Origin of the sequence: Paenibacillus massiliensis subsp. panacisoli DSM 21345, from assembly GCF_000426545.1 — a bacterium.
GTDB classification, from domain to species: Bacteria; Bacillota; Bacilli; order Paenibacillales; family Paenibacillaceae; genus Paenibacillus; species Paenibacillus panacisoli.
This window is the reverse complement of sequence record NZ_AUFO01000030.1, coordinates 41275-65619: the sequence shown is the minus strand read 5'-3', so window position 1 is coordinate 65619 and position 24345 is coordinate 41275. Positions and strand designations below refer to the sequence as shown.

At 46.8% G+C, this 24345-nt stretch carries 18 protein-coding genes; 10 read left to right on the top strand and 8 right to left on the bottom strand.

What is annotated here, in order from left to right:
* From K331_RS31650 to K331_RS0119855, 4 genes are all read left to right on the top strand, one after another.
* On the top strand, nt 1-283 hold a 283-nt coding region (locus K331_RS31650), incomplete at its 5' end, for an IS3 family transposase (RefSeq protein WP_028590575.1).
* A gap of 452 nt (nt 284-735) precedes the next feature.
* Complete coding sequence (locus K331_RS0119865) at nt 736-1602, top strand: ABC transporter permease (protein ID WP_231505448.1); 867 nt, start codon at nt 736-738, stop codon at nt 1600-1602.
* A gap of 18 nt (nt 1603-1620) precedes the next feature.
* On the top strand, nt 1621-2514 hold the full coding sequence (locus tag K331_RS0119860; RefSeq protein WP_018883435.1) for a carbohydrate ABC transporter permease: 894 nt from the start codon (nt 1621-1623) through the stop codon (nt 2512-2514).
* A 113-nt stretch (nt 2515-2627) separates the two neighbouring features.
* Entirely contained in the window at nt 2628-4130 is a 1503-nt protein-coding gene (locus K331_RS0119855) for an extracellular solute-binding protein (protein WP_404821513.1), read from the top strand.
* Nucleotides 4131-4247: 117 nt separating this feature from the next.
* Here K331_RS0119855 and K331_RS0119850 read toward each other — a convergent pair whose 3' ends face one another.
* Entirely contained in the window at nt 4248-6548 is a 2301-nt protein-coding gene (locus K331_RS0119850; protein WP_028591657.1) for a helix-turn-helix transcriptional regulator, read from the bottom strand.
* 195 nt (nt 6549-6743) lie between these two features.
* On the opposite strand from K331_RS0119850, the gene K331_RS0119845 reads away from it, so the two are divergent.
* Entirely contained in the window at nt 6744-7193 is a 450-nt protein-coding gene (locus K331_RS0119845) for a GNAT family N-acetyltransferase (protein WP_028591656.1), read from the top strand.
* A 13-nt stretch (nt 7194-7206) separates the two neighbouring features.
* Here the strand turns inward: K331_RS0119845 and K331_RS0119840 are convergent, their stop codons facing one another.
* A complete protein-coding gene (locus K331_RS0119840; RefSeq protein ID WP_028591655.1) occupies nt 7207-9033 on the bottom strand; it encodes an APC family permease in 1827 nt (608 codons plus the stop codon).
* A gap of 344 nt (nt 9034-9377) precedes the next feature.
* On the bottom strand, nt 9378-11096 hold the full coding sequence (locus tag K331_RS0119835; protein ID WP_028591654.1) for an NAD-dependent malic enzyme: 1719 nt from the start codon (nt 11094-11096) through the stop codon (nt 9378-9380).
* A gap of 435 nt (nt 11097-11531) precedes the next feature.
* Here K331_RS0119835 and K331_RS0119830 point away from each other — a divergent pair, with 435 nt between their 5' ends.
* The 4 genes from K331_RS0119830 to K331_RS0119815 all read left to right on the top strand — a co-directional run bounded on the left by K331_RS0119830 (nt 11532) and on the right by K331_RS0119815 (nt 15583).
* Nucleotides 11532-11957, top strand: a complete 426-nt coding sequence (locus K331_RS0119830; RefSeq protein WP_226383646.1) for an acyltransferase — start codon at nt 11532-11534, stop codon at nt 11955-11957.
* Nucleotides 11950-13056 (top strand): DegT/DnrJ/EryC1/StrS family aminotransferase, encoded by a 1107-nt coding sequence (locus tag K331_RS0119825; RefSeq protein WP_028591652.1) that lies wholly within the window; start codon nt 11950-11952, stop codon nt 13054-13056. Before K331_RS0119830 ends, K331_RS0119825 begins: the two co-directional genes overlap by 8 nt.
* A 13-nt stretch (nt 13057-13069) precedes the next feature.
* Nucleotides 13070-13798 (top strand): glycosyltransferase family 2 protein, encoded by a 729-nt coding sequence (locus K331_RS0119820; protein ID WP_018883443.1) that lies wholly within the window; start codon nt 13070-13072, stop codon nt 13796-13798.
* A gap of 441 nt (nt 13799-14239) precedes the next feature.
* Nucleotides 14240-15583 carry a glycoside hydrolase family 30 beta sandwich domain-containing protein gene (locus K331_RS0119815; RefSeq protein WP_028591651.1) on the top strand — a complete coding sequence of 448 codons (1344 nt, stop codon included), beginning with the start codon at nt 14240-14242 and terminating at the stop codon, nt 15581-15583.
* Between the two features lie 155 nt (nt 15584-15738).
* Here K331_RS0119815 and K331_RS29990 read toward each other — a convergent pair whose 3' ends face one another.
* The 3 genes from K331_RS29990 to K331_RS0119800 all read right to left on the bottom strand — a co-directional run bounded on the left by K331_RS29990 (nt 15739) and on the right by K331_RS0119800 (nt 19460).
* The gene (locus K331_RS29990) at nt 15739-16344 is read right to left on the bottom strand and encodes a thermonuclease family protein (protein ID WP_226383645.1); all 606 of its coding nucleotides are present in this window, start codon (nt 16342-16344) and stop codon (nt 15739-15741) included.
* Nucleotides 16345-16562: 218 nt separating this feature from the next.
* Nucleotides 16563-17681, bottom strand: a complete 1119-nt coding sequence (locus K331_RS0119805) for a GerAB/ArcD/ProY family transporter (RefSeq protein ID WP_028591650.1) — start codon at nt 17679-17681, stop codon at nt 16563-16565.
* 114 nt (nt 17682-17795) lie between these two features.
* Nucleotides 17796-19460: an ABC transporter substrate-binding protein gene (locus tag K331_RS0119800; RefSeq protein ID WP_028591649.1), complete on the bottom strand. Its 1665-nt coding sequence runs from the start codon at nt 19458-19460 to the stop codon at nt 17796-17798.
* Between the two features lie 451 nt (nt 19461-19911).
* Between K331_RS0119800 and K331_RS0119795 the strand changes: the two genes are divergently transcribed.
* Nucleotides 19912-20766: a helix-turn-helix domain-containing protein gene (locus K331_RS0119795; RefSeq protein WP_028591648.1), complete on the top strand. Its 855-nt coding sequence runs from the start codon at nt 19912-19914 to the stop codon at nt 20764-20766.
* Nucleotides 20767-21074: 308 nt separating this feature from the next.
* On the opposite strand, the gene K331_RS0119790 is transcribed toward K331_RS0119795, so the two are convergent.
* A complete protein-coding gene (locus tag K331_RS0119790) occupies nt 21075-23051 on the bottom strand; it encodes a glycoside hydrolase family 2 protein (RefSeq protein WP_028591647.1) in 1977 nt (658 codons plus the stop codon).
* A 128-nt stretch (nt 23052-23179) separates the two neighbouring features.
* Complete coding sequence (locus tag K331_RS0119785; protein ID WP_028591646.1) at nt 23180-24343, bottom strand: MFS transporter; 1164 nt, start codon at nt 24341-24343, stop codon at nt 23180-23182.
* Nucleotides 24344-24345 lie beyond the last annotated feature (2 nt).

The window sequence follows — 24345 nt, the reverse complement described above, 5'->3', positions numbered from 1 at the left end:
CGACCAAGGGTTCCAGTACACGTCTCATGCTTACCACGACATGCTGCCAAAGGTTGGCGCCCAAATCAGCATGTCTCGCCGGGGCAATTGCCTAGACAACGCCTCCATGGAGAGTTTCTTCTCGCATCTCAAAACGGAAGGACTCTATCCCTATGATATACGAAATCTGGCAGAGGCACAAAGACGAATTGAGAAATACATACGTTTTTACAACCGAAGACGACCACAGCGTAAATTAAACAAACTGACGCCGGTAGAGTACCGACGCCAGTTTCTAGCTTAGGTGTTTTTTCAATGTCCACTAAATGGGGTCTTGACCACCCTGTTCTCGGGGCTTTTTTGTCCATCAAGGTTCATTTTGTACACTCCGATCCACATCCTTCACATTAGAAAAATATACTTTTGTTCACCAACCACGAAAGGCTTCACTCCCCAAACTGTATGCGCTTACATAATAATGAACATACGCTACTTCTGCTTGCGGCACCACGGCTCCACATCTGATAGCAGCTGGGCGAGCATGAAATCACACGAGTGAACTCTTTTTACTCACTATTCGTCTTCATGCTACTTCTACTCTGTCTACATACCAGAAAGGAGTGACCTGCATTGACCCCTGTCTCCAAGCAAGCCGTTCATTTGCCTACAGATGCCTCCCTCCCCGTCCCTACGCCCAAAGTCGGGAGACTCCGAGGCTTCCTGCTGGAGCTACGACGAAATCACATCTTGTTCCTGATGCTGCTACCGACCTTGATCTTCTTCTTCATTAACTCCTATCTCCCTATGGTCGGGATCTATTACGCCTTCACCCAGTTCGATTTCAATACCAGCTTGTTCAATGCTCAGTTCGTTGGTCTGCAGAACTTTCAATTCCTATGGCAATCTGGCACCTTGACCAAGCTGACGCTGAACACGGTCGGCTATAATGCCGCCTTTATTCTGCTCGGCAATACGATGGCGATCGCCTTCGCCATTATGCTCAATGAGCTGCGGGCTCGCTGGTTCAAGCGTCTGGCTCAATCCGTCATGTTCCTGCCCTACTTCGTATCCTTCGTGATCCTGAGTGTCATTGTGTATAATCTTTTCAATTATGAGAGCGGATTCCTCAATACGATGCTTCAGCAGCTCGGGAGCGAGCCCGTTGACGTGTACAACAAGCCATGGGTATGGATATTCCTGATCATCTTCTTCTACCTATGGAAGAACCTTGGCTACAGCACGGTCATCTATCTGGCAGCCATTGTCGGTATTAATGAAGAATATTATGAAGCCGCCAAAATGGATGGAGCGAATATCTGGCAGCGAGTCTGGTACATTACCGTGCCCATGCTCAAGTCCACCTTCATCGTCCTGCTACTATTCGCACTCGGCAGTATTATGAAGGGACAATTCGACCTGTTCTATCAGCTTATTGGCAACAACGGGATGCTGTACAATACGACTGACATTCTCGATACCTACGTATACCGTTCACTCAAGGTTACCTTTGATGTGGGGATGGCTACGGCCGCCGGTGTGTATCAATCTCTGTTCGGCTTCGTGCTAATCATGACCGTCAATTATATCATTCGCAAGATTAATGATGAATACGCCTTATTCTAGGAAAGGAGTTCCCTTGCCATGACTATTAAAGAGGAGCTTTCCAGTCGTATTTTCCAATGGATATCCTACTTGTTGACCCTTGCAGCAGCCATCGTCTGCCTGCTTCCCTTTCTGTTCATCCTGTCGGCATCGTTCACGAGCAATGAATCGATCATACGCGATGGCTTCCATTTCATTCCTAAAGAGTTCTCGCTGGAGGGCTACCGCACCGTGTTCACCTTCCCGGAAGAGGTCCTTCGAGCCTATGGGGTCACCGTCTTCACCACGGTTGTCGGTACGACGCTAGGGCTATTCTTCATGACGATGGCTGGCTATGTACTGGCACGCAAGGATTTCAAATATCGTAACAGCCTGTCCTTCTACATTTACTTCACAACCCTGTTTGGCGGTGGTCTTGTGCCTTGGTACATCCTGCTGACCAAATATCTTGGATTGCTGGACTCGTATGCTGTTCTCATTTTTCCAGGCCTGATGACTCCATTCCTCATCATTCTTATGAAGAACTTCATTCGTTCCTCGATGCCAGATGAGCTATTCGATTCTGCCAAGATCGATGGGGCGGGTGACTTCAAGATTTATTACAAAATTGTACTGCCACTGTCCACGCCAGGCATTGCCACCATAGGTCTGTTCCTGGCCCTTGCTTACTGGAATGACTGGTTCTTGTCTTCGCTCTTCATCAATGATCCGCACAAGTACCAACTGCAGTACTATCTGTACAATGTCGTTAATTCGATGCAGTTCATTGCGCAGATGGGCGCAGGCACAGGAGTCTCTCTCTCGGCGGATATGCCGACCGAATCCACCAAGATGGCCATGGCCATCGTCGTCACTGGTCCGATCCTGCTACTGTACCCCTTCGTTCAGCGCTACTTCGTTAAGGGACTGACCATCGGTGCAGTCAAAGGATAATGGGTCTGATTACCTGTTGTATCGCCAGGTCAAACCTAACTTACGTAACCTAAGGAGGCCTTCCCATGGATTTTTTTCAATACAGCAAGCCGTATCTGCTTATACTGGTGCCAATGCTGCTCGTCCTCTTTTTGCTGAGCGGCTGCGGTGGTAGTCAAGAGCCACAGAAACCAGGTAATCCTGCAGCCGTTGTCAAGGATGATATGTCCAAGAAAGTGCAGCTGCAATTCTATATGCTCGGGGATGCGCCTAAGGAGCTGCCAACGATCGAAGCTGAGATTAACAAAATGGCGGAACAGGAGCTCAATGCCACCGTTAAATTCAACTATACGACCTGGACCGATTGGGATCAGAAATACAAGCTGCTTCTATCTTCAGGCCAGCCCATTGACTTGATTTTCACAGCCGATTGGACACAATATCAATCCTATGCCAAAAAAGGGGCCTTTCTCCCTCTGGATGAGCTCCTGCCTGAAGCCGCTCCTACATTAAATTCATTCGTGCCCAAGGAGATGTGGGATGCCGTCAAGATTGATGGCAAAATCTATACCGTACCTAGCACCTTCAAGGAATATGTCACGAATGGGTTCGTCTGGCGCGAGGACCTGCGCGAGAAATACAACCTGCCAAAGCCCACGGATCTAGCCAGCTTTGAGGCTTATCTGGATGGTATCCGTCAGCATGAGCCCAATATGCGTCCCATCTCGCTCAACAGCGATGTCAAAGGCAATCTGCATGATCGCTACACAGAATTGGCCACGAAGAGCGTCGGTGCGCTTCCTTATGGCATCGGGATCAAATATGAGCAGCCCACCAAGGTATATGCCTATTGGGGCTCCGACGAGCATAAGGAAGAGCTGAATACCTACAAGCGCTGGGCCGACAAAGGCTTCATTCCGAAGAACGTTCTGAATATTAAGGATACCCTGCAGGATCAGGTGACATCAGGTAAGGCTGCCACCATCTTCGGCGACAATCCGAATCGCTTCAACGATATGGTCATCAAGCTGAAGTCCTCCCACCCGGATTGGAAGCTGGAATACTATCCATTCCCACTGACGACAGGCTATGCGACACCCGTGCACCCGATTCATAATGGGTTCGCCATTCCAAAGAGCAGCCCGAATCCTGCCCGAGCGCTAGCCTTCTATGAGAAGCTTGTGACCGACAAGCGTTACAATCTGCTGACGCAATATGGAATTGAGGGCAAGAACTACACCGTTAAGGATGGCTACTATCAAATGCTGGGGACGAGTGCAAGCAATGGCTTCCCACGCGAGGCCATGAACGGCTGGGCTTGGCGCAATCCCGAATATATGCTGTTTGATCCGAGCTTCGATAAGGTGAAGGAGATTTTTGCAGAGCTGGACACGATTCAAAAGCCTGACATCTATACTGGGTTCGCAGAGGACTATACTACCTATCAGGCCGAAAAGGCTGCTCTGGAGCAAGTGGAGAAGCAATATCTCTATCCCCTGCAGGCTGGGCTTGTAGCGGATATTAATGAAGGTCTTGAAATATTCATGCAAAAAGCCAAGCAAGCCGGACTGGAGAAGGTGCAAAGCGAGTACACCAAGCAATGGGAAGCCTATGTTCAGGAAAAGGGAATTCAATAATCCTCTCAAGTAACGCAGCTATGACAGCCCGAACCAATGCTGACCAAAGATAACAGCCGTGCTACGCTCTACCTAAGGAGCTGTATTGCACGGCTGTTGTCTGTAGACTTGCTTGCCTTATACCGAGATCGGACGGGAGCGGCGATAATCTGTAGGAGTTACGCCAAGAGCACGCTTGAACATCCGGTGAAAGTACGAGGTACTGGCAAAGCCCGTTTGCATCGCAATATCCGCTACAGGCCAATCCGTCTCCAGCAGCAATTGACAGGCCTTCTCGATGCGAGTTCGCTGCAGAGCATCTACGATCGTAATCATCATCTGCTGCTTGTAAATTCGACTGATATACACGGGGGAGCGATCAAGCTCCTCCGCGATCTGATTCAGACAAAAATCAGCATCCCCATAGCATCGATTAATTTTCTCCTGAATCTGCTCCACCAGTTGCTCTTGCTTGGTGCTTCTCTTATGCAGCAGCTGTTGCCGTACACAAGAGAATACGATTTCCACCTCCCTTTGCCATTCCGTCACCGTATCGAAAGCTTCTGGTACGGGTACCTGTGGGATTACGCCTGCCTTGAATCCGTTCATTTCCTCGATATGACCGATCATTTGCTGTAGATTCAGCACCAACCTTGAAAGCGCTATCTGCGTTGCCGAGAACGAAGCCCCCTGCATCGCTGCAATCATTTTCTGCAACAGCGTATAGGCTTCATCGGTATGCCCTGACCTCAAGTAATCCAGCAGCTTCTTCTCCTTATCAGCAGGATAATAGTACGTATGCTGAAGTGCAGCTTGCTCCATCGCCTTTGCATCCACAATAATTCCATTACCCAGGAAATAACGTTGCTCCATCGCCTCCTGCACCTGAAGGTATAAGTTTGGTAGTTGCTGTGGCTGATTACTTACTTGACTATAAGACGTTGATATAGATAACCGTAAATATTCAAGACATGCCTCACGTATTTGACGCAGCACAGCTTCCAGCAGTAGCTTCGAATCGTCCCCCTGATCTGAAATCGTAGCACTCTCCATATGCAGCAGCAGAATGACCTCTGCTCCCTCCGCATCAATCGTCTCCACACGATAAGCCTGACCTCCGATCTCGGATGCAATGTTCATGATCGCGAATTTGTAGGGAAGGAGATCCGGACCACGCTCCTGCTGCCAGCGGAAATATTCATCAATGTGGATGAGTACGAGACGATAATCCTCATGAAATGGGAATGTAATGCCAAGCTCCATTCGTCGAGTCAGCCCCTTCTCCTCTGACATGGACTGATTGCCTCGTACCATACTCAGGAGCATGCTTTGACGAATCGTATACATACTGTTACGTTTCTCCGATTCAAGTGTGTTCACATAGGCCAGCATACGGTTGATCGGCGTATATAGAATACGAGATATTTTCCAAGAAGCCGCGAGCCCAGCCACAGCAATCATAAAAGCAATGAACAGCATTGTATTTCGTAATGAACTAGTCATACTGATAACGCTTTCATAAGGAGTGATACTGATATATTGCCAATTCATTTGGTCTGGTGAGGTGAACGAGATCAACGATTTCCTTCCCTGGAATTCATCAATAAAGTAGCCTGAGCTCTGCTTATAGATCTTCGTCGTTAACCAACCCCGATCGTGCTTATTTGCCTCTGTGTCTATTAGTGTCCCAGCAGACAATAGTCTCCCCTGATCATTCAGAATATAGGATTGAATAGCAGAGCTGCTATTTTCTTCTTCGGCAGCCATCCCGGTATTCATCCAGGCCGCAGATACATTAACGATAATTGCGGATTGGATCCGCTCCTCCGCATTGATTGCGTCATAGCATAGATACGTATAAGCAGCTACTCTCGAATCATCCCACTGACTCGCTCCAGCTGCTGATTCGGCAGCCGCAAGCTCCGCGGGAGGTAACACGGAGTACACTCTTGGAATTGGCGTAAAGGGCTTATAATTCTGATACTGCTTCATGATCTGCAAAATGCCTTTATCCGCTAGCTCCTCCTTATGAAAGATGCCATTTTGTCCGCGATTAGAGGCGATGTATACGGTATTGCTTTGTGCATTATACACATAGATGGACTCAATATAAGGCATAGAGCTTAGATAGTTGTTCATTTCCGCCATAGCACCCGTGACATCATAGACTATGGGCTCCGGGTAATACAGCAACTTGGACAGTGTACTGCTTCGATACATCTGAAAGGCGAGCGACTGCGCTACAGACGTCATATTATTGACCTCACGACTCCTGCGCATCAGACCAGCATGATTCGCCTCGAAGGCTTGCTCCTGCTCAACCTGAACATAATAGAAATAATAGACTGTAGTCGATAGCACGAGCGTTAGCGTAACGCATAGGGTAATTCCTACGAGTAGCCTGCTTCGCAGGTTGCGGTACATGTAGAACGAGCTCAAGTGGACTCCCTCCCTGTCTGCATGCAACTGATATCTGAACTAAGTCTATTATATGTACTTTGGCTTGAACAGAATATTGTACAAATGGGATGTTTGTGTACAATTTGAATTTTTTCAGTTTTGTATTGAATTTTTATTCTTATGGTTGTATATTTATTCAATCACTTCACAAAAACCGAATTGGAGAATCTAGCCATGACAACAATGATTAGAAATGTGACACCACATGATCTGACCCAGCTGACGGAATTGATGTATGAATACATAGTGGATTTTTACAAAAATCCTGCTCCATCCGAAGAGAAGCTTCACAGCATGGTTCATTTGTTAATGGATCAGCAGGAAGGAATTCAATTTATTGCCGAGGATCAAGGGAAGTGTGTAGGCTTCGCAACCCTATTCTTTACATTGAGTACGATGAAGGCTGATCGAATTGCGGTCATGAATGACCTTTATGTACAAGAGGCTTATCGCAATTCGGAGCTTGAGGAGAAGCTATATCATTCCTGTGTCACCTATGCCCGAGAGCATGGTTTTGCCAATATGACGTGGATTACCGCCAGTGACAATACACGGGCACAGTCCTTTTTTCATGCTATGAACGCCCGCCAAGGCAGAGAGTGGGTTCACTTCTCCATGAATTGACGGGCGTAGCTACTTACTTTTTCAGATGGTATGGTACGGTGGTAATAATGACATTTTTCCTGTAGAGCAAATGTGCTCTGATCAACAGACTGGACTGATTATGCAAAATATTATGCCACCCCTTCTTGGGGATGAATTGCGGGATGATCACCGTCACCTGATAGTTCGCCGAGCTAGCCTTGCGCTGCACCGTATCAATGAATTTACTCAAGGGATGAATAATGCTGCGATAAGGAGAGTACAAGGTAACCAGTCGAATGTCAGGCTGCCATTCCTTCCATTTCTTCTCGAAGATCAGCTCATCCTCCCGCTCAAACGGGACATAGACTGCAATAATCTGTTGTGGTGATAAGGATTTAGCATAATTCAATGAATTCTCGACAACATGAGTAATACCAGCCACTGGCAGTATGACCACATTCCCATCAATCGGTAGTGGTGGCTCACACGTAGACAATCTGAGCTGATCAGCTACATCATCATAATGTCTGCGCACACGGTAGAACAGCCATACGATGACCGGCAGGAAGATGAGCACTGGCCACACCTGGCTAAATTTGGTCAGAAAGAACATCAGAGCAACCATCAGGCTGATTAAAGCTCCTGTCGTATTGGTTATCCATTTAAGCACCCAGCCCTTGGGCTTTTCACGTAGCCATTTAAGCATCATGCCTGTCTGGGACAGGGTGAATGGAATGAACACACCCACTGCATACAGTGGAATCAGATGCTCAGTCTGTCCCTCGAAGGCAATGATCAGAATAATAGACAAGGCACCAAGACTAATAATTCCGTTCGAATAGCCAAGACGATCCCCTCGAACCGTGAACATTCGCGGAATAAATTTATCCTTGGCCAGATTAACCGCCAGCAGCGGGAAGGCCGAATACCCCGTATTGGCTGCCAGAATAAGAATAAGCGCTGTCGTACCTTGAATGAAATAGTACATAACATGCCTGCCGAAGGTCTGTTCGGCAATCTGCGATACCACAGTCACCTCCCTAAGCGGAGTCACACCATAATAGTAGGCAAGGAGCACAATACCCGAGAACAACAGGGCTAGCAATGAGCCCATCGCGAGTAGTGTCTTGGCTGCATTGTTCGGTGCCGGACTCTTGAAGTTCGGGATCGCATTCGAGATGGCCTCTACCCCTGTCAGGGCAGAGCTGCCTGATGAGAAGGCGCGTAGCAGCAAGAACAAACTGATACCCGCCACAGGCGTCCCAATATTCGCATGCATCGTTGGGTCCACCTGACCTGTGACAATACGATATAATCCTGCCCCGATCAGGATAAATAAAGCGATCACGAACAAATACACCGGATACGCAAGTACCGAAGCCGACTCCGTCACGCCCCGTAAATTCAGAATCGTGAGTAATACCACAAAGATTACCGCAATAAGCACGTTATAAGGATGTAGACTTGGAAAAGCCGAGGTAATCGCGTCCGTACCGGCTGATACACTGACCGCAACCGTCAAAATGTAATCCACCAGCAATGACCCGCCAGCTATAAGCCCTGGATATTTTCCAAGGTTCTCCTTGGAGACGACATAGGCTCCGCCCCCCTGAGGATACGCAAAAATAATCTGCCGATAGGACAGGATCAAGGCCGTCAGCAGCACGAGCACACATACTGCGATAGGAATGGAATACCAGAAGGCTGCCGTGCCCACGGTCACCAGAACAATCAGGATCTGCTCCGGTCCATAAGCCACAGAGGACAGGGCATCCGAGGACAGGATTGCGAGCGCCTTTTTCTTGTTCAGCTTCTGCTCCCCGGCTTCATGAGATTTCAAGGGTCTACCGATTAAAAAGCGTTTTAATTGAGAAAACACAAGGCTCACCGCTACTTTCTAAGAAGAATGAATCAGTTCACACATGCTTAAGCATGCGAATCTGCTCGTTGTCATAGTCTCCCCCAAGCGGCCAGGATTATCTTCGCCAGTCGGGACTTGAATAGAATATTCCTTTATACCGATGGTGTAAAACGGCGGCTAGCTTAATTTTGACAGGAATGATTTATGTAAACGGGTAAAGTTGCCTTTTTCTATTCCAAGCTCTCGATAGCTTATGAAATCATGCAATTAACCACTTCTTATCAAAAACACCGCTACCGAGCGGTAGCGGGTGATTTCATGTCCGTCTGCAGCCTATTCAGCACTTGTAACTACTTTGGTAATTAGCTATTGGATTCCAGTCTCTCCATAGCCTGTAGCGGCCTGTACCTAGGCTGCCACATAGCAGAGCGCACTGCCTCCTCTACATCCTCTGGCACCTGTAATGCAACCTCATCCTCTATGGCAGCCTTGGCTACAGCTATAGCTACTGCAACCGAGACATTTTTCAGATCCTTCACCCGCGGCAGCAACGGAGCACCCTGCTTGGTTGAATCTACAGCATCCGCTACGGCATGAGCAGCGGCGGTGAACATTTTGCTGGTGAATACCTTGGCTTGAGCTACAATAGCTCCAAGTCCCAAGCCCGGGAATACGAAGGCATTGTTTGCTTGTCCAATCTCATAGATCGTCCCTTTGTAGATTACGGGTTCAAATGGACTACCTGTTGCAATCAAGGCCTTACCGTCCGTCCAATGGAGCAGATCCTCAGGCACCGCCTCCGCGAGCTTGGTCGGGTTAGACATGGGCATGATTACGGGACGCTCCACATGGCTGCTCATCTCCCTGATAACCTGCTCACTAAATGCACCAGATACACCAGAGGTGCCGATCAGAATAGTCGGCTTCACTTGCTTCACCACCTCCAGTAGTGATATTTTGCCGCTCGTGTCCATCGTCCAGGAACGAAGCTCTTCGGCACCTCGAATATACGGCTTCTGGAACTCCAGCACCCCCTCCGTCTCATCCGTGAGTAGTCCACGATAATCATATGCCCAGAACCGTCTCTCCGCCTCCTCCTTACTCAGCCCTTCCTTCATCAACGCATCGCGAATCTGATCCGCATTGCCGATGCCTGCAGCCCCAGGACCGAAGATAAGAATTCGCTGATCACGTAGAGGAATACCGCTAACCTGCACCCCGGATAAAATCGCTGCCAGTGTTACGGCACCAGTGCCCTGAATATCATCGTTGAAGGTCAGCATATGCGGACCGTAGCGGTTCAAGATGCTTCTGGCATGGACATGACTCATGTCCTCCCAATGCAGCAGTGCCTTCGGAAATAACCTGCGGGCTGTCTGGACATAGGCATCAATGAATTGCTCGTATTGCTCTCCACGAATTCGTTCATGCCGATTCCCGATATATAGCGGATCATGGAGCAAGGTCTGATTATTCGTCCCCGCATCCAATACAACTGGCAAGACTCGACCAGGATCGATCCCGGCAGCAGCCGTATATACAGCAAGCTTGCCGATGGCTATGTTAATGCCGCCAATGCCCCAGTCTCCAATGCCCAGTATACTTTCCGAGTCGGTAGCTACGATCAGATCTATATCGCCAGCCTCCACGCCTGTATTGTGGAATGCTTCTGCAATGCCATCCAGATTGTGAATCGACAAATACACACCGCCTGGCTTATGGTACTGGTGGCTATATTCCTGAATGGCCTGTCCTACCGTCGGTGTGTAGACAATAGGCAGCAATTCGCTAAGATGCTCACTCAACAGGCGATAATAGAGGACCACATTTCGGTTGTACAAATCATTCAGCATTATATTTTTGCGCAGATCGCTTGGCTCATTCTTCAATTGCTCATAAGCACGACTCACCTGCTCCTCGATATTCAGGACGACTGGAGGCAGGATGCCATTAAGATGCAGGGCTGACCGCTCCGCTTCCGTAAAGGCAACTCCCTTGTTCAATAACGGATTGGACAGGATATCCTTGCCTCTAAGTGGCGTTCGGAGCACACCCGTCGAATCCCGATATAATGTTCGCATATACTCATTCCTTTCTTATGTCAGCATCAGTAGTTTCAGAAAAAGCTAAGCACATGACATGCCACGGATGATGGAATATAAGTAATTAGGTTACTTAGACAGGAGTGATGGTTAGCTTTCCCCGGAAGTCCCAGATTATTACTCCAGCACTTTTGCAATGCCCTGCTTTTTGCGCCTCAGCCTGAATAGTCTTTGAAACTACCACAACCTAGAATCAGCACAGAAAAATTCCTACTTACATACAATGAACAAGATATTTGTATTAGCTATGAAAAGGAGGGATGAGCCATTAATAGTTTCTACACACACGATGAGCTCGCTGAGCTTGGATTAGCCGAATACGGCCATAACGTATGGATTAGCCGCAAAGCTAGCATCTACGGTGCACAGCACATACGTCTAGGCAATCATGTCCGTATTGATGATTTTTGCATTTTGAGCGGAAAGATCACCCTCGGCAGTTATATTCATGTAGCTGCTTATTCTGCTTTGTACGGGGGAGATCAGGGTATATTCATCGAGGATTTTGCCAACATTTCCTCACGTGTGTCCATTTATTCGATATCTGACGATTACTCCGGCGAGACGATGACGAATCCTATGGTGCCTGAGAAGTATAAGCACGTGACCAGTGAGCCGATACGGATTGAAAAGCATTCCCTTATCGGCAGCGGCAGCATCGTCATGCCGGGAGTCACCATCAGGGAGGGAAGCTCATTTGGCGCGTTCAGCTTTATCAAGAATGACTCCAATGAATGGTCAATCAATGCGGGAATTCCGAGCAAAGAGCTTAAAAAAAGAAGCATGCAAGCTCTTGTGCTCGAACAAAAATGGTTAGAGGAGCGCGGCGGACTTGAGTAAAAAACCAATCTATGTCTCCCGTTCCTCAATGCCGCCATTTGAGGAATATATGAATGAGATCAGACCAATGTGGGAAACGGCCTGGCTGACCAATATGGGGGCATATCATAATCGCTTTGAGCAGCAGCTTGTTGAATATTTGGATGTTGATTATATCTCTTTATTTACGAATGGGCATCTGGCACTGGAGCTAGTGCTGCAATCCATGAATCTGACAGGCGAGGTCATCACCACACCGTTCACCTTTGCCTCCACGACCCACGCGATTGTCAGGAATGGACTGACTCCAGTCTTTTGCGACGTGAACCCGGTCGATTACACCATGGATGTCAGCAGGATTGAAAGCCTGATTACCGATAAGACCTCAGCGATCTTACCCGTTCATGTGTACGGCAATATTTGCAATGTCTATGAGATCGAACGAATCGCCAAGAAATATGAGCTGAAGGTCATCTATGATGCCGCTCACGCCTTTGGGGAGAAAATTCACGGTCAGAGCGTAGGTAGATTTGGAGACGCCAGCATGTTCAGCTTTCATGCCACCAAGGTATTTCACACCATCGAGGGTGGTGCGGTTACCTTTGCTGACGAAGGGATCGGCAAGAAGCTGTATCATCTGAAAAACTTCGGGATTACGTCAGAGGAATCAGTAGAAGGAATAGGCTCCAATGCCAAAATGAATGAATTCCAGGCGGCCATGGGTATCTGTAATCTGCGGCACCTGCCTGAGGTTCTGGAGAAAAGAAAACAGATTGTAAGCCGTTATCGGGAGCGATTAGCTCCTGTGAAAGGGATTCAATTGATTCGTCCCGTGGAGGGTGTGCAATCGAACTATGCTTACTTTCCGGTTGTCTTCCATGAGACGACTTTCGGATTCACCCGAAATGAAATCTATGAACGGCTCAAGAAACATCAGATCATCACCAGAAAGTATTTCTATCCTCTGACCAATACACTCGCATGCTATAATCAGCGATTTGATGTCAATGCAACTCCTGTAGCCCAAACTATTGCCAAGCGTGTGCTCACCCTGCCTCTGTATGCCGAGCTGGCAGTAGAAGATGTCGACCGGATTTGCGATATTATATTAGAAAGATAGGCGGGGAAAGCATATGATTATACATGTATACTCCATCTGCTGGAATGAGGAGAAGATGCTCCCTTTTTTCTTCAGGCATTATGATGATATCGTGGACCAATACTTTATCTTCGATAATGGCTCGACCGATCGCTCCTTATCCATCTTGGAGGCGCATCCGAAGGTAACGGTCGGTAGCTTCGAGACCAAGGAGCATTCACTCGTATTGACAGCTCTTGATCTATTCAATCAGTTCTGGAAAAACAGCATCGGCAAGGCGGACTGGATTATTGTCTGTGACGTGGATGAGCACTTATATCATACGGATCTCAGGGCCTACCTGGAGGATTGCCAGGCGCAAGGAATTACCCTGGTTACTCCCCTCGGATTCGAAATGGTGACAGATACTTTTCCGGATGAAGCAAGCAAGTTGTGCGAGACAGTTCAACACGGAGTACGACGCCACATGTATGACAAGCCGCAAATTTTCAATCCCAACGCGATTACAGAGACGAACTTTACGCCTGGTCGACATCGAGCTGCTCCTGTAGGCAATATCATTTCACCACCCACCATCGAGATCGTTCTGCTTCATTACAAGTACCTGGGCTTCGAGTATGTGAACTCCCGATTTTCGATCTTACAGCAGGGGCTACAGCATCTGGACATTGCCCATGGGTACGGAGTTCAGTACTCATGGGGCGAGCAGCAGCGATTTCAGGAATTCTCCAATCTGCTTATGAGCGCAACAAAAATTGTGTAATCACACCATCCTGTCGCATTTGAGAGTTAATTATTGCTGATTAATAGAAGAGGACTCCACCAACGTATAGTTGGGTCTGGAGTCCTTTACAATAGACTACGTTAGCCAGCAATGCTCGTCATATCATTCTCTAACATCCCTTATCATGACTGTTCATGAGTGGAAGGATTGAAATACAAAAAAAATATATCTTATACATAAAGGTTTTTGGGAATATTTGGCGAATATGATATGTGTTAGATTTTTTGCATAACCAATTTCAGTATTATAATACACAGAATAGAAAGCGCTTACTTATATGAGGAATTGGGCTATGAGAAAGGAGAATGTCGCGGCAAGTTCATAAAGGTGTACACGGAAAGTGTGCTTAGACTGTTACAGAAGCTGCATGTCTAAAGTGTATGGTGCTATGCAATTATTTATTAATGAGGAGATGAGATCATGATTTCACGGGTAAAAAAGACCATTTGCACACTATTGGCCTGCGTGACGGCATTACCGCTACTATTGAGTGTACCTGCCCCTAATCCAGCGTCTGCGGCAAGTGATGCTACCATTAATTTATCAGCGCAAAAGCAAGTCATTCGCGGCTTTGGCGGCATCAACCACCCTGCATGGGCTGGTGATCTGACAGCATCCCAACGTGAGACGGCTTTTGGTAATGGACAAAATCAGTTAGGCTTCTCGGTGCTGAGAATCTACGTAGACTCCAATCGCAATAACTGGAATCGCGAGGTAGCCACCGCTAAGAAAGCTATTGAAAAAGGCGCCATTGTCTTCGCTTCCCCTTGGAATCCTCCAAGCGATATGATTGAGACCTTCAATCGCAACGGTGACAGCAATGCCAAGCGGCTCAGATACGACAAGTACGCTGCTTATGCACAGCATCTTAATGATTTCGTGACTTATATGAAAAATAACGGGGTAGATCTCTATGCGATCTCGGTGCAAAACGAGCCCGACTATGCTCATGACTGGACATGGTGGACTCCGCAGGAGATTCTTCGCTTCATGAAGGAAAATGCCGGCTCCATCAATTGCAAGGTCATGGCACCTGAATCGTTCCAATATCTTAAAAATATATCGGACCCGATCCTGAATGATCCGCAGGCGCTTGCCAATATGGATATCCTCGGCGCTCATCTGTATGGAACCCAGGTCAGCAATTTTGCCTATCCCCTCTTTAAGCAAAAAGGAGCAGGCAAAGAGCTATGGATGACCGAGGTATACTATCCTAATAGTGACAATAATTCGGCAGACCGCTGGCCTGAAGCGCTGGACGTCTCCTATCACATGCATAATGCCATGGTAGAAGGCGATTTTCAAGCGTATGTATGGTGGTATATCCGCAGACAATACGGTCCTATGAAAGAAGATGGTACCATCAGCAAGCGTGGCTATAATATGGCTCATTTTTCGAAATTCGTCCGTCCTGGCTATGTGCGCGTCGATGCGACCAAGAATCCAGATACGAACGTGCATGTGTCTGCTTACAAAGGCAACAACAAAGTCGTTATCGTAGCAATCAATCGTGGGGATTCAGCCGTCAATCAGAATTTCGTCCTGCAAAATGGAAGGGCAGGTACACTATCCCGATGGATCACAGATGCCAATCGGAATATGGCATCTGAAGCCACACTCAATGCATCCAGCGGCTCATTCTATGCCCACCTGCCAGCCAGAAGCGTCACAACCTTCGTGGGCGATCTGACAAGTTCAGCTACACTGAATCTAGATGATGCAGCTCTGATGAACACCGTGGTAGAAGATACTTATTCCAAATAAAACAATTGTACGTCGATGTACGAAGACAAATACAGCCTTCACTCCCTTATCTCAAGTGGAGTGAAGGCTGTCGTATTACGTCATACCACAAGCAGCTAGGTTATTCCAACCCTGCAGTAATTCTAGATATCTTCGCGATAGCTTCTGTTCCTTGACTACCTTCCATCTGGATGGAAGCCATCCTTCTGCACATAATCCTCTATACTCCAAATACCGATTCCTGCCTTCTGGGCGTCGGATTGAATCTCCTTGAACCGGTCCACATATTTCACATTAGGGGGATAGATGTATGCGACACGGGCGTACCCTTCCTCCAGTAGCATTTCATTCAGCATACGGTCTCCAACCCAAGCATAGGCTAACAGTCGTCCATAGCGATCTCGTTCAGACACATCGAATTCAAGCGATAATTCTTCCTGCTCAAGCATACTTTTCGTATAATCCGAAGCTTCCTTCGCAAATGGCTGCACCGGTGTATTGGGCTTCACGCTTTCAGGAGTGTCAATCAACAGCAAACGCACCTTCTCTTCGTTCCCTCCGATAGAGACAACGAACGTGTCACCATCTACCGCCCTGACCCATGTAGCAGGAACACGCCCACCAGCAGTCCATTTATCTGTTTCTGATCGTCCTGTTTCCTCGTGCTGCAGCGCTACACTGAATAACGAAGCTACGGCAATGATCAGCATGAAGATCAACGCCCGATAACGTTTGAACTGATGCAGCCAAATGTTAGCTGTGTTCTTCCTATTGTGGTGCATCTGTTTCCTCTGACTATCTGTATTTCTCATCCTGTCCTGTTCCCCACTTCTCTCCACCTTTTTCTAGTATGTATGATACTACAATCAAGGGACGGTATAAACCATCCCTGAAGGTCGAGTATGTGGGAGGACATTCATGGACAAGTATCACAGCTAAATAGTGCTTGCTTCGAGTTTATGCAATGACTCTCTGTTGGGCACGTATATTTTGTACACGCCTAGGATGTCTTGGACCTACGAGGCTTGCTCTCTCCCCTTTTCCTGATAAAGCTGACGATCAACAGCATGACCGGGATGATCCCGAACAAAAGGACAGATACATCCCCCAGTAGATCTCCTAACGCCAGGGTCTGATCCAAATCCTTCGGCAAATAGGAAATGATATACAGCACGGGTAGTAGAATGAACTGTATGGTCTTTATTTTCTTAATTCCAAATATATCTCGAATACCCACAGATGCGAAATAGTGCTTGAAGACATAAGTGGCAAAGATCTGTACTAACCAAAAGATAAGAAACTGGGATTCAAAGCGCTCAAAAAGAAAACCCTCCATCTCAAAGCTTCTGACCATATCAAAGGTCGGCCAAGTCCTTGCCTCAGCTCCCTCAAGAGACAGGCTCCCTATCACCATAATAATGGTAACCAGATAAATTAAGGTAACAATAGATATGCTGGTGTATACTGCTTTATTGCTATCCTTGATATTGGCCATGTATGCCGTCGTGATCAGAACAACTTCATATCCCGAATATGACAGAAACGATGGCTTGATTCCTTTTAGCACAGGCACGATACCTTGGCCTAATACCGGTCTGAGATGGTTCAATTCAAACGTCTGGCTGCTAAGTAGCATGACAAGAAGAAACAGTGCTAATGTAATCGGTAAAATAATTGCAAATACCCGTATCATCACCGTAATGCCACCCGTAATCATATAGATCCCAACCCACATGATCACCATAATGCTGGCCCAGGTCGGCGTACGATCCAGCAAATACATATCCGTAATCTCTGCCATGACCCTAATCTCAAAGGAACAAAGAATTGTAAAATACAAAATAATAAAAATCCCGAGTAAATAAGAAAGCCATTTCCCAATAATCTCGGGAATGAACTCAAATACCGTCTTTCCGGGGAATTTTCTGCACAAAAAAACCAGTAGGAGGCCTATTCCCGTAACCATCAGACCTGATAGGATTATGGAGATCCAGGCATCAGGCGTGCCCACCGCTTGGCTAATAGTCCGGGGAAGCGTCAATATTCCAGCCCCCAACATGCTGTTCATGACAACCATGACAACTCCGGATGCTTTTATTTTCGAAAAGGAACTATCCATTCATTTCACTCCACTGGAGAATTTGATAAAAGTATCCCCGGGTTCCATTATTTTTATGTGGAGTTAGTGGAGTTAGGTTCACTCAATATTCAATCTGGTATAAATACAAGGCCATTACCATTTCCCAGCTATTCGATCTTTAACCACTTGGTTAATAGTCTCTTCATATGTGATTTTGTCCAATTTATTAAGCTCATTCGTATATTCGAGCCATATCTTCTCGAAATTGCTTGTAGACTCCATGATCAGCTTAGGAAGGTACTTCATTTGCAGATCATCAGACCTCGTGATAAAGATCTGCTCTGGAGAGCCCTGAGCCAACTCAATAGACCAAGCTGGAAACCACGGGCGCTCTTCCGGTTTGGCAAATAGCTCGCTAAAGGTATTTACACCATATGCATCCAGAAGCTTTTTGTCTCCCTCGGTATATGAAAACGATGCAGCCTCTGGCTGATTCCCGGGATTATAAGCGTTACCATCCGTCAAGGTCGAATTATCACCGTAACGCGGCCAATATGCGCCAAAATAAGAGAAACCAAAGGTGCGTCTTAGCTCAGGATCATCATGATATCTACGCTGCTCGTCATTTTTATAATAGTAACGACCATTCTCGTCTACACTGTACGTTTGATCCCGAATTCCCCATTGAACAAGTACCTGGTTTTCCTCCTTTAGTAAAGTATCAAAATACTGGATAATACGGACTGGATCCTTAGCTTTGACCGAAATGCCGATCCCGTAGTTGTTCACGAAGCCTGGAGGATCTATATATTGGTCTTTGATGCCTTTGTCAAATACAATGGGTAGAGGAGCATACCGTTTATCATCAATACCTGCACTTAATAAATTTTTGTTGGCATCGCCCACCTGCCATTCGTAATTGAAATACCCCAGCACACGACCAGAGGTCAGTTTGGCTAAATACTGATCCTTATTCATAGTAAAAGATTCTGGATCAAGTAATCCCTGAGCATGGATCTCGTTCAGCTTCTGAATCCATCTTTTCTGATAGTCTGTTCCTGCTACAAGCTTTGCATCGTGAGTGTTCATATCTACAATGACGCTTCCGTCGTTAGGATAACCAGCCAGATGCATGGCCGGATTCTGCAGCGTAAAGAAGTTATTAGTAACACCTGCAAGGGAAACAAATCCGATCGTGTCGAGGCCGTCCACCTTCGGATATTTCTCCTTATAACGTTTGATTAGGTCAAAATACTCATCCAGCGTAGTGATCTTCGGATAATCGAATGCTTTCAATACAGCTCGCTGAATCCAGAATGCTCCGCCACTGATGTTAGGAGATCCGATATACTCACCCATATTGGCCGTGTAAGGCAATGTATAGATAGCGCCATCCTTCTGTCTCATCTTGTCAAAATAGGGACCGTACACGCGCTTAATATTAGGACCATGCTTTTCAATCAAATCATCCAATGGAATATATGCGCCTGCACCAAGCAACTTATCCATCTCACCACTTGAGCTAATAATATCCGGGTAATCTCCGCTAGCGATCATAACACCTGCTTTGGTAGAGCTGTCACCAACCAGGTACTCCAGCTTCCAGTCTACGCCAGTCTGTTTTTGAAGCTCCTTTCCAATCGTTGTCTCGCTAGCTAATATATCTCTGTTTCCAGGTGCAAAATGATAATAGGTAAAGGTAACCGCTTGACTCTCACTTCCATCGGTGGTCGATGTGGCTGGGGTTGCCTCCTTGCTGCAACCAACAAGCATGAACAGAACGGCTAGGCAGACATTTAGTAGCTTATTTCTAAACATTTGGCTGAATCCCCCTTAGTTTTGGATATTTTTGTAAGCCCTTTCAATATAACAAGAAGCCTCATTCTCAGTGACCTAAAAAAGTATAGAACTTACTTAGAAAACTATTCAATTTTTATAATGAAATCGCTTCTTGCTCACGACGAACAAGTTGTTTTTGCCGGGCTACAACCACATTCGAATCCTTGCTCAATAAAAAAGCTCCACCAGCAAGAGCTGATGAAGCCAAAGTATACGATACGACTATTACTTATAGACAAAATTATGAACATGCATAGTCCAATATATAAGCCCATTGCCATCTAAGGCAATAACCGTACAATCATGCTGTGTGGTTAAGTGCATGTAGTCCATTCCTTCCTCCCAACAGCTTTTGGCAATATAGCGATCATCTATTGTGCTGTATATACTTCTAATTGTAAGATTGGAGAGATCGGAAAGGAATGATAATATGGCTATTAAACCTGACTATCCTGCTGTCCCCAGATCACATAAACAAGCGCCCCATCCACCCGGTATCCTGGTGTCCGATCTTTATCGTGAACCCTACGGATATAAGTGCCATCGCCCCGAGGGCACCAAGGACTGGCTAGTTATGTACACGCTGTCAGGCCAAGGCCGGATTCGGAATGGTAACGGAGGCTATCTGGAGTGTGTCCCAGGCACAGTTACCCTCCTCTCTCCAGGAACACCGCAAGAATATTTCACGACGGAAGACATGATCTGGGAGAAAATGTGGGCTCATTTCATCCCGCGCATCACCTGGATCGATTGGATGCCTTCCAGCAATACGGATGGACCTGTATATCAGATCAATATTACTGATAAGAGCACCCGCGCTTCCATCGAATCGGCGTTTCGCCGTGTGCTTTCCTACCGCCTGGACCCATTTGCATTGCTACGAGATGAGCTCACGCTCAACGCTCTGGAAGAGATCATTCTGTTGCTCTCCGGGCTACAGTCCGACAAGAAAGCATTGGACCCCCGCATTCGGGAGGTTCTCAATATCCTTGTGGAGCAGTACGCAGAGGATCATCCGATCAAGGAGCTGGCGCACAAAGTCTGTCTTTCCCCGTCGAGACTCTCGCACCTCTTCAAAGAGCAGGTAGGGGATTCGATTATTGAGACCTTGATGAAGTACAGACTCAGACAAGCCGAGAAGCTCCTGCAATATACATTCCGTCCTATCACCGAGATTGCACTGGATGTGGGCTTTCATTCATCGGACTATTTCTCAAGGCAATTCGCTTCCTATTATGGAGTAACGCCTTCCCATTTCCGCAAGCAGCATCGGGAGCAGTCCTGATCACTTATATAAGTTATCCTTTAAGCAAAAGAAAAACGTCTTTCGAAGTACTTTCACAGGAGACAGACCGCCTTTAGTGAATGTTCTTCTTGCGATAATCGAATGGCTCAGCTCCGCTGAAAACATATACATTCTATCCATTAAAAATAGCCCCGTAGAATAGACTTGGCGGTCACCAAAATCTGTTCCACGGGGCGCTTATGCCGGTGTAGACGAGTGTAAACAGTGAATTACTGAGTCAAGTTATGTCACGAGTTAACCAATGAAAAGTAATACTATATCTACGAGGGTTACCCCGTTCTCATTTCTCATATATCCATAAATTCAATCAGCTCACCATACACTACAGAGAAGCCAGTTGGCCTCTGAATCTGAATCAAGCTTTGTTGCCAATGGTCTGTAGCGATGCCGTCGAGACTCACTACATAGCTCTTGCCTGGCAACATGCTAGGAAGTGTAATGCTCGTGTTCCCTCCACCTGGTTCATGTACTGTTAGTGTATACCCCGTCAAAGTGTAGCTAGGAATACTGTCACGAATGGTAATGTTTAGCTCTAGCTCATCCTTTTCCGGCTTGCAGACAGCCCTTAGTTCCAATGGAGAGCCCAATTCTCTCAGCACCTCATAGGACGGCTTAGGCATCCCGTAGCAATCCATAGAGCCATGTATACGCTGTCGAAGTCTTCCTTCTCCATCCTCACCCATTTGCGTACGATAGTCGTTCAGGCTGAAATAGATGAGTGCTGCAATGCCAGGGTGCTTGCGGTACTCCAGGGTATTCTCTACCAGAATCTCTCCACGTCGTGCATCTCCACCTGAAAATGCTGGTTCACACAATCCGAATTCCGCTACAATAATGGGTTGATCAGGATAGTCCTCGCTTATGCTCCGAATGACGGCAGGGCGGTCTAGCTCCCCATGCCATGTTCCAATATAATCATTCCACATAATTAGATCGCCCACCCCGGTTGCATCTAGCCCAGGATTCTCATGCACCGTATTAGATACGTAGTTAATGAATCTTGTATCATCCATTTCGTGCACCAGTGATTTTAGCTTCCTGAAAAAGTGAACCGTAGCTGGAGACTGTCCATTGACCTCATTACCTAACCCCCAGGCATAAATACAAGGATGGTTATAATGGCGATTAATCATCTCTGAGGCGTGCTGTATGGAGCGCTCCAGCCAGGTATCATCAGGATCTGCCGGTGTCTGCCAATGCGGAATCTCCTCCTGCACAAGTAAGCCATGACGATCACACCAGTCCAGAAGCTTGCTGTCCTGCTGCCAATGAAAACGCGTAATTACGCAATTCGCATGCTTGATATGCTCAAGCATCTCAATCCATTGCTCTTCCGTCTCTGCCATTCCGTGATCTGGATGCGACCCTGGCATCCACTCTACCCCCATTAATCGCACAGGCTCTCGATTCAATAGCAGCAGATGACCTTGTGCTTGAATCTCCCTAAAGCCTATGGTTCCCTTCCATTCATCGGTCATGAGTCCTTGGCATGTTAAAGAGATGGAGACGGTATACAGGTGAGGATGATCAAAATGCCACAAGTGCGGTTGCTCTACCCGGATCTCGGGTAGCTGTACTGGATTCCCCTTCGATCTTACCTCGATTTCTTGCTGAGCAATAAGACTGTCTTCTCTGAAAATGCCTATCTTCATGATCAAAGGTACGTCCAACACAGCGGATTTCTCCGTAGTTAAAAAAACATCACCAGATAATACACCATAGGCAGCACTATTGCCCTCATCCGTAAATACGGGTACAGCCTTGAGCTTGGTATAATCCATCGCATACTGTCCTGTGACGATCAGTGATACGCCGCGAATAATTCCGCCATCATCAGACCAATCGAAGCTATTGCTTAACGGAAGCGCTGTCATGCTGTTCTCATTATTGACTGATACCACGATCAAATTGTCTTTACCAGGAGTAATAAGTCCTGACACATCCAATACAAAGGAGGTGTAACCGGCATTGGCATGCTCACCTGCATGCTGCCCATTCACCCAGACCGTGGCATCCCGGTAGACAGCATCGAATTGTAATCGGAGCAGCTGCCCTTCCCATTCCGGCTGACCGAATACGGAATAGGAATACCAGCCTGTACCTCTGAACTCCTCCAGCCCTGCCTGTACGTTCCAGGTGTGTGGGATGCTGACTTCTTGAGCATCTGGAAGCCCACGCTCATACCATTTCTGCATGCTTCCTTCGCTCGTAGGGTCAGCTTGGAATTTCCATGTCTCGCTAAGGGGATAACTGAATCTCGCCATGATTGATTTCCTCCATACTCTTTCTGATTCGCTATGTCATGCCTCTGCTCTATTGGTACTGCTGCCTTTATATCTTTGCATGAAAGTATGGAGTTGAAATAGTTCAATCATGCTGAAAAACAGAAGGATTATGCTACAATTCTCTTTTTGCCCATTTTTTTAAATAAAAAGATGGCAAGAAGTAAAGCTGTGCTTACAGCGGCAAAACCCAGCCAATTCAAATACAGGACAGATGTACGGCTGATGACCAGTCCGCCTAATCCAGATCCCAGTGCAAAGCCAAATTGAATGAACGAAGTATTTACGCTCAGGGCAATGTCGGGATTTCGAGGCGCTAAAGTTACCAGATATAGTTGCTGCGCAGGGGAAATACTCCACGTTGCTAGCATGAAGATCATTAGAACCAAGATCAATACATAGAGATTGACACCGGCTAGAGCAAATAAAAGAAGTGTCGCCCCTTGTAACAGAAGACCGAGACAAATTGTAAATTTCGAGCCCTTGGCATCTGCCAGCTGCCCACCCACTTTTGACCCAACGAAGCTACAAATTCCCGCCAGGAACAGAACCCCGCTAATTTCCGTAATGGACAGTGAGGATGTAGCTTGCAAGAAAGGCGTAATATAAGTGAACAGTGTAGAATAGCCTCCGACATATAATAAAGTAATGACCAGTGCAGTCAGAACCGTTGAACTCTTCAACATTGAGAGCTGCATTCCGAGCGTAACTTGTTCTTCTTCTTTGATTGCCGGAACCTTGTTATAGATGATAACTAATGGCAGAATGCTTAGTACACCGATGAAAATAAAAAGATTCCTCCATCCAAACATTTCACTGAAAAATGTGCCAATAGGAACACCGAGCACTAACGAGCTGCTAAGCCCCATCAGAATAATGCCAATGGCGTTACCTCTTTTCTCATGTTCAACGAGTCGTGTCGCTATTGCCATGGCAACTACGGTAGTGATTCCTCCACTAGCTCCCTGAATCATTCGAATCCATAGTAATGTTTCGTAGGAGAGATTCACCAGCATCATTCCGTTACTCACGATAAACACTCCCAGAGTGGACATTAATAGCTTCTTGCGATCTATATTGATCGTGAGTGCAATGAGAATCGGTGCGATTATGGCCGCTGCGAGTGCAAACACTGTCACTAGCAACCCTGCCTCGGAGGTCGATACTTTCAAGTCCGTAGCGATCATCTCAATGATTCCTGTAATAATGTATTCAATGGTTCCGATCAGAAAAACAGCCAGTGCGAGAACATAGATGATCAGTTTGTTTTTCAATC

Bases quoted from the DNA above. Each gene is read 5' to 3' on its own strand.
- K331_RS29990 (WP_226383645.1), bottom strand. From the start codon at position 16,344: ATGCACCACAATAGGAAGAACACAGCTAACATTTGGCTGCATCAGTTC.
- K331_RS0119795 (WP_028591648.1), top strand. From the start codon at position 19,912: ATGGCTATTAAACCTGACTATCCTGCTGTCCCCAGATCACATAAACAA.
- K331_RS0119805 (WP_028591650.1), bottom strand. From the start codon at position 17,681: ATGGATAGTTCCTTTTCGAAAATAAAAGCATCCGGAGTTGTCATGGTT.
- K331_RS0119820 (WP_018883443.1), top strand. From the start codon at position 13,070: ATGATTATACATGTATACTCCATCTGCTGGAATGAGGAGAAGATGCTC.
- K331_RS0119790 (WP_028591647.1), bottom strand. From the start codon at position 23,051: ATGGCGAGATTCAGTTATCCCCTTAGCGAGACATGGAAATTCCAAGCT.
- K331_RS0119835 (WP_028591654.1), bottom strand. From the start codon at position 11,096: ATGCGAACATTATATCGGGATTCGACGGGTGTGCTCCGAACGCCACTT.
- K331_RS0119865 (WP_231505448.1), top strand. From the start codon at position 736: ATGCTGCTACCGACCTTGATCTTCTTCTTCATTAACTCCTATCTCCCT.
- K331_RS0119855 (WP_404821513.1), top strand. From the start codon at position 2,628: ATGCTGCTCGTCCTCTTTTTGCTGAGCGGCTGCGGTGGTAGTCAAGAG.
- K331_RS0119845 (WP_028591656.1), top strand. From the start codon at position 6,744: ATGACAACAATGATTAGAAATGTGACACCACATGATCTGACCCAGCTG.
- K331_RS0119860 (WP_018883435.1), top strand. From the start codon at position 1,621: ATGACTATTAAAGAGGAGCTTTCCAGTCGTATTTTCCAATGGATATCC.
- K331_RS0119800 (WP_028591649.1), bottom strand. From the start codon at position 19,460: ATGTTTAGAAATAAGCTACTAAATGTCTGCCTAGCCGTTCTGTTCATG.
- K331_RS0119815 (WP_028591651.1), top strand. From the start codon at position 14,240: ATGATTTCACGGGTAAAAAAGACCATTTGCACACTATTGGCCTGCGTG.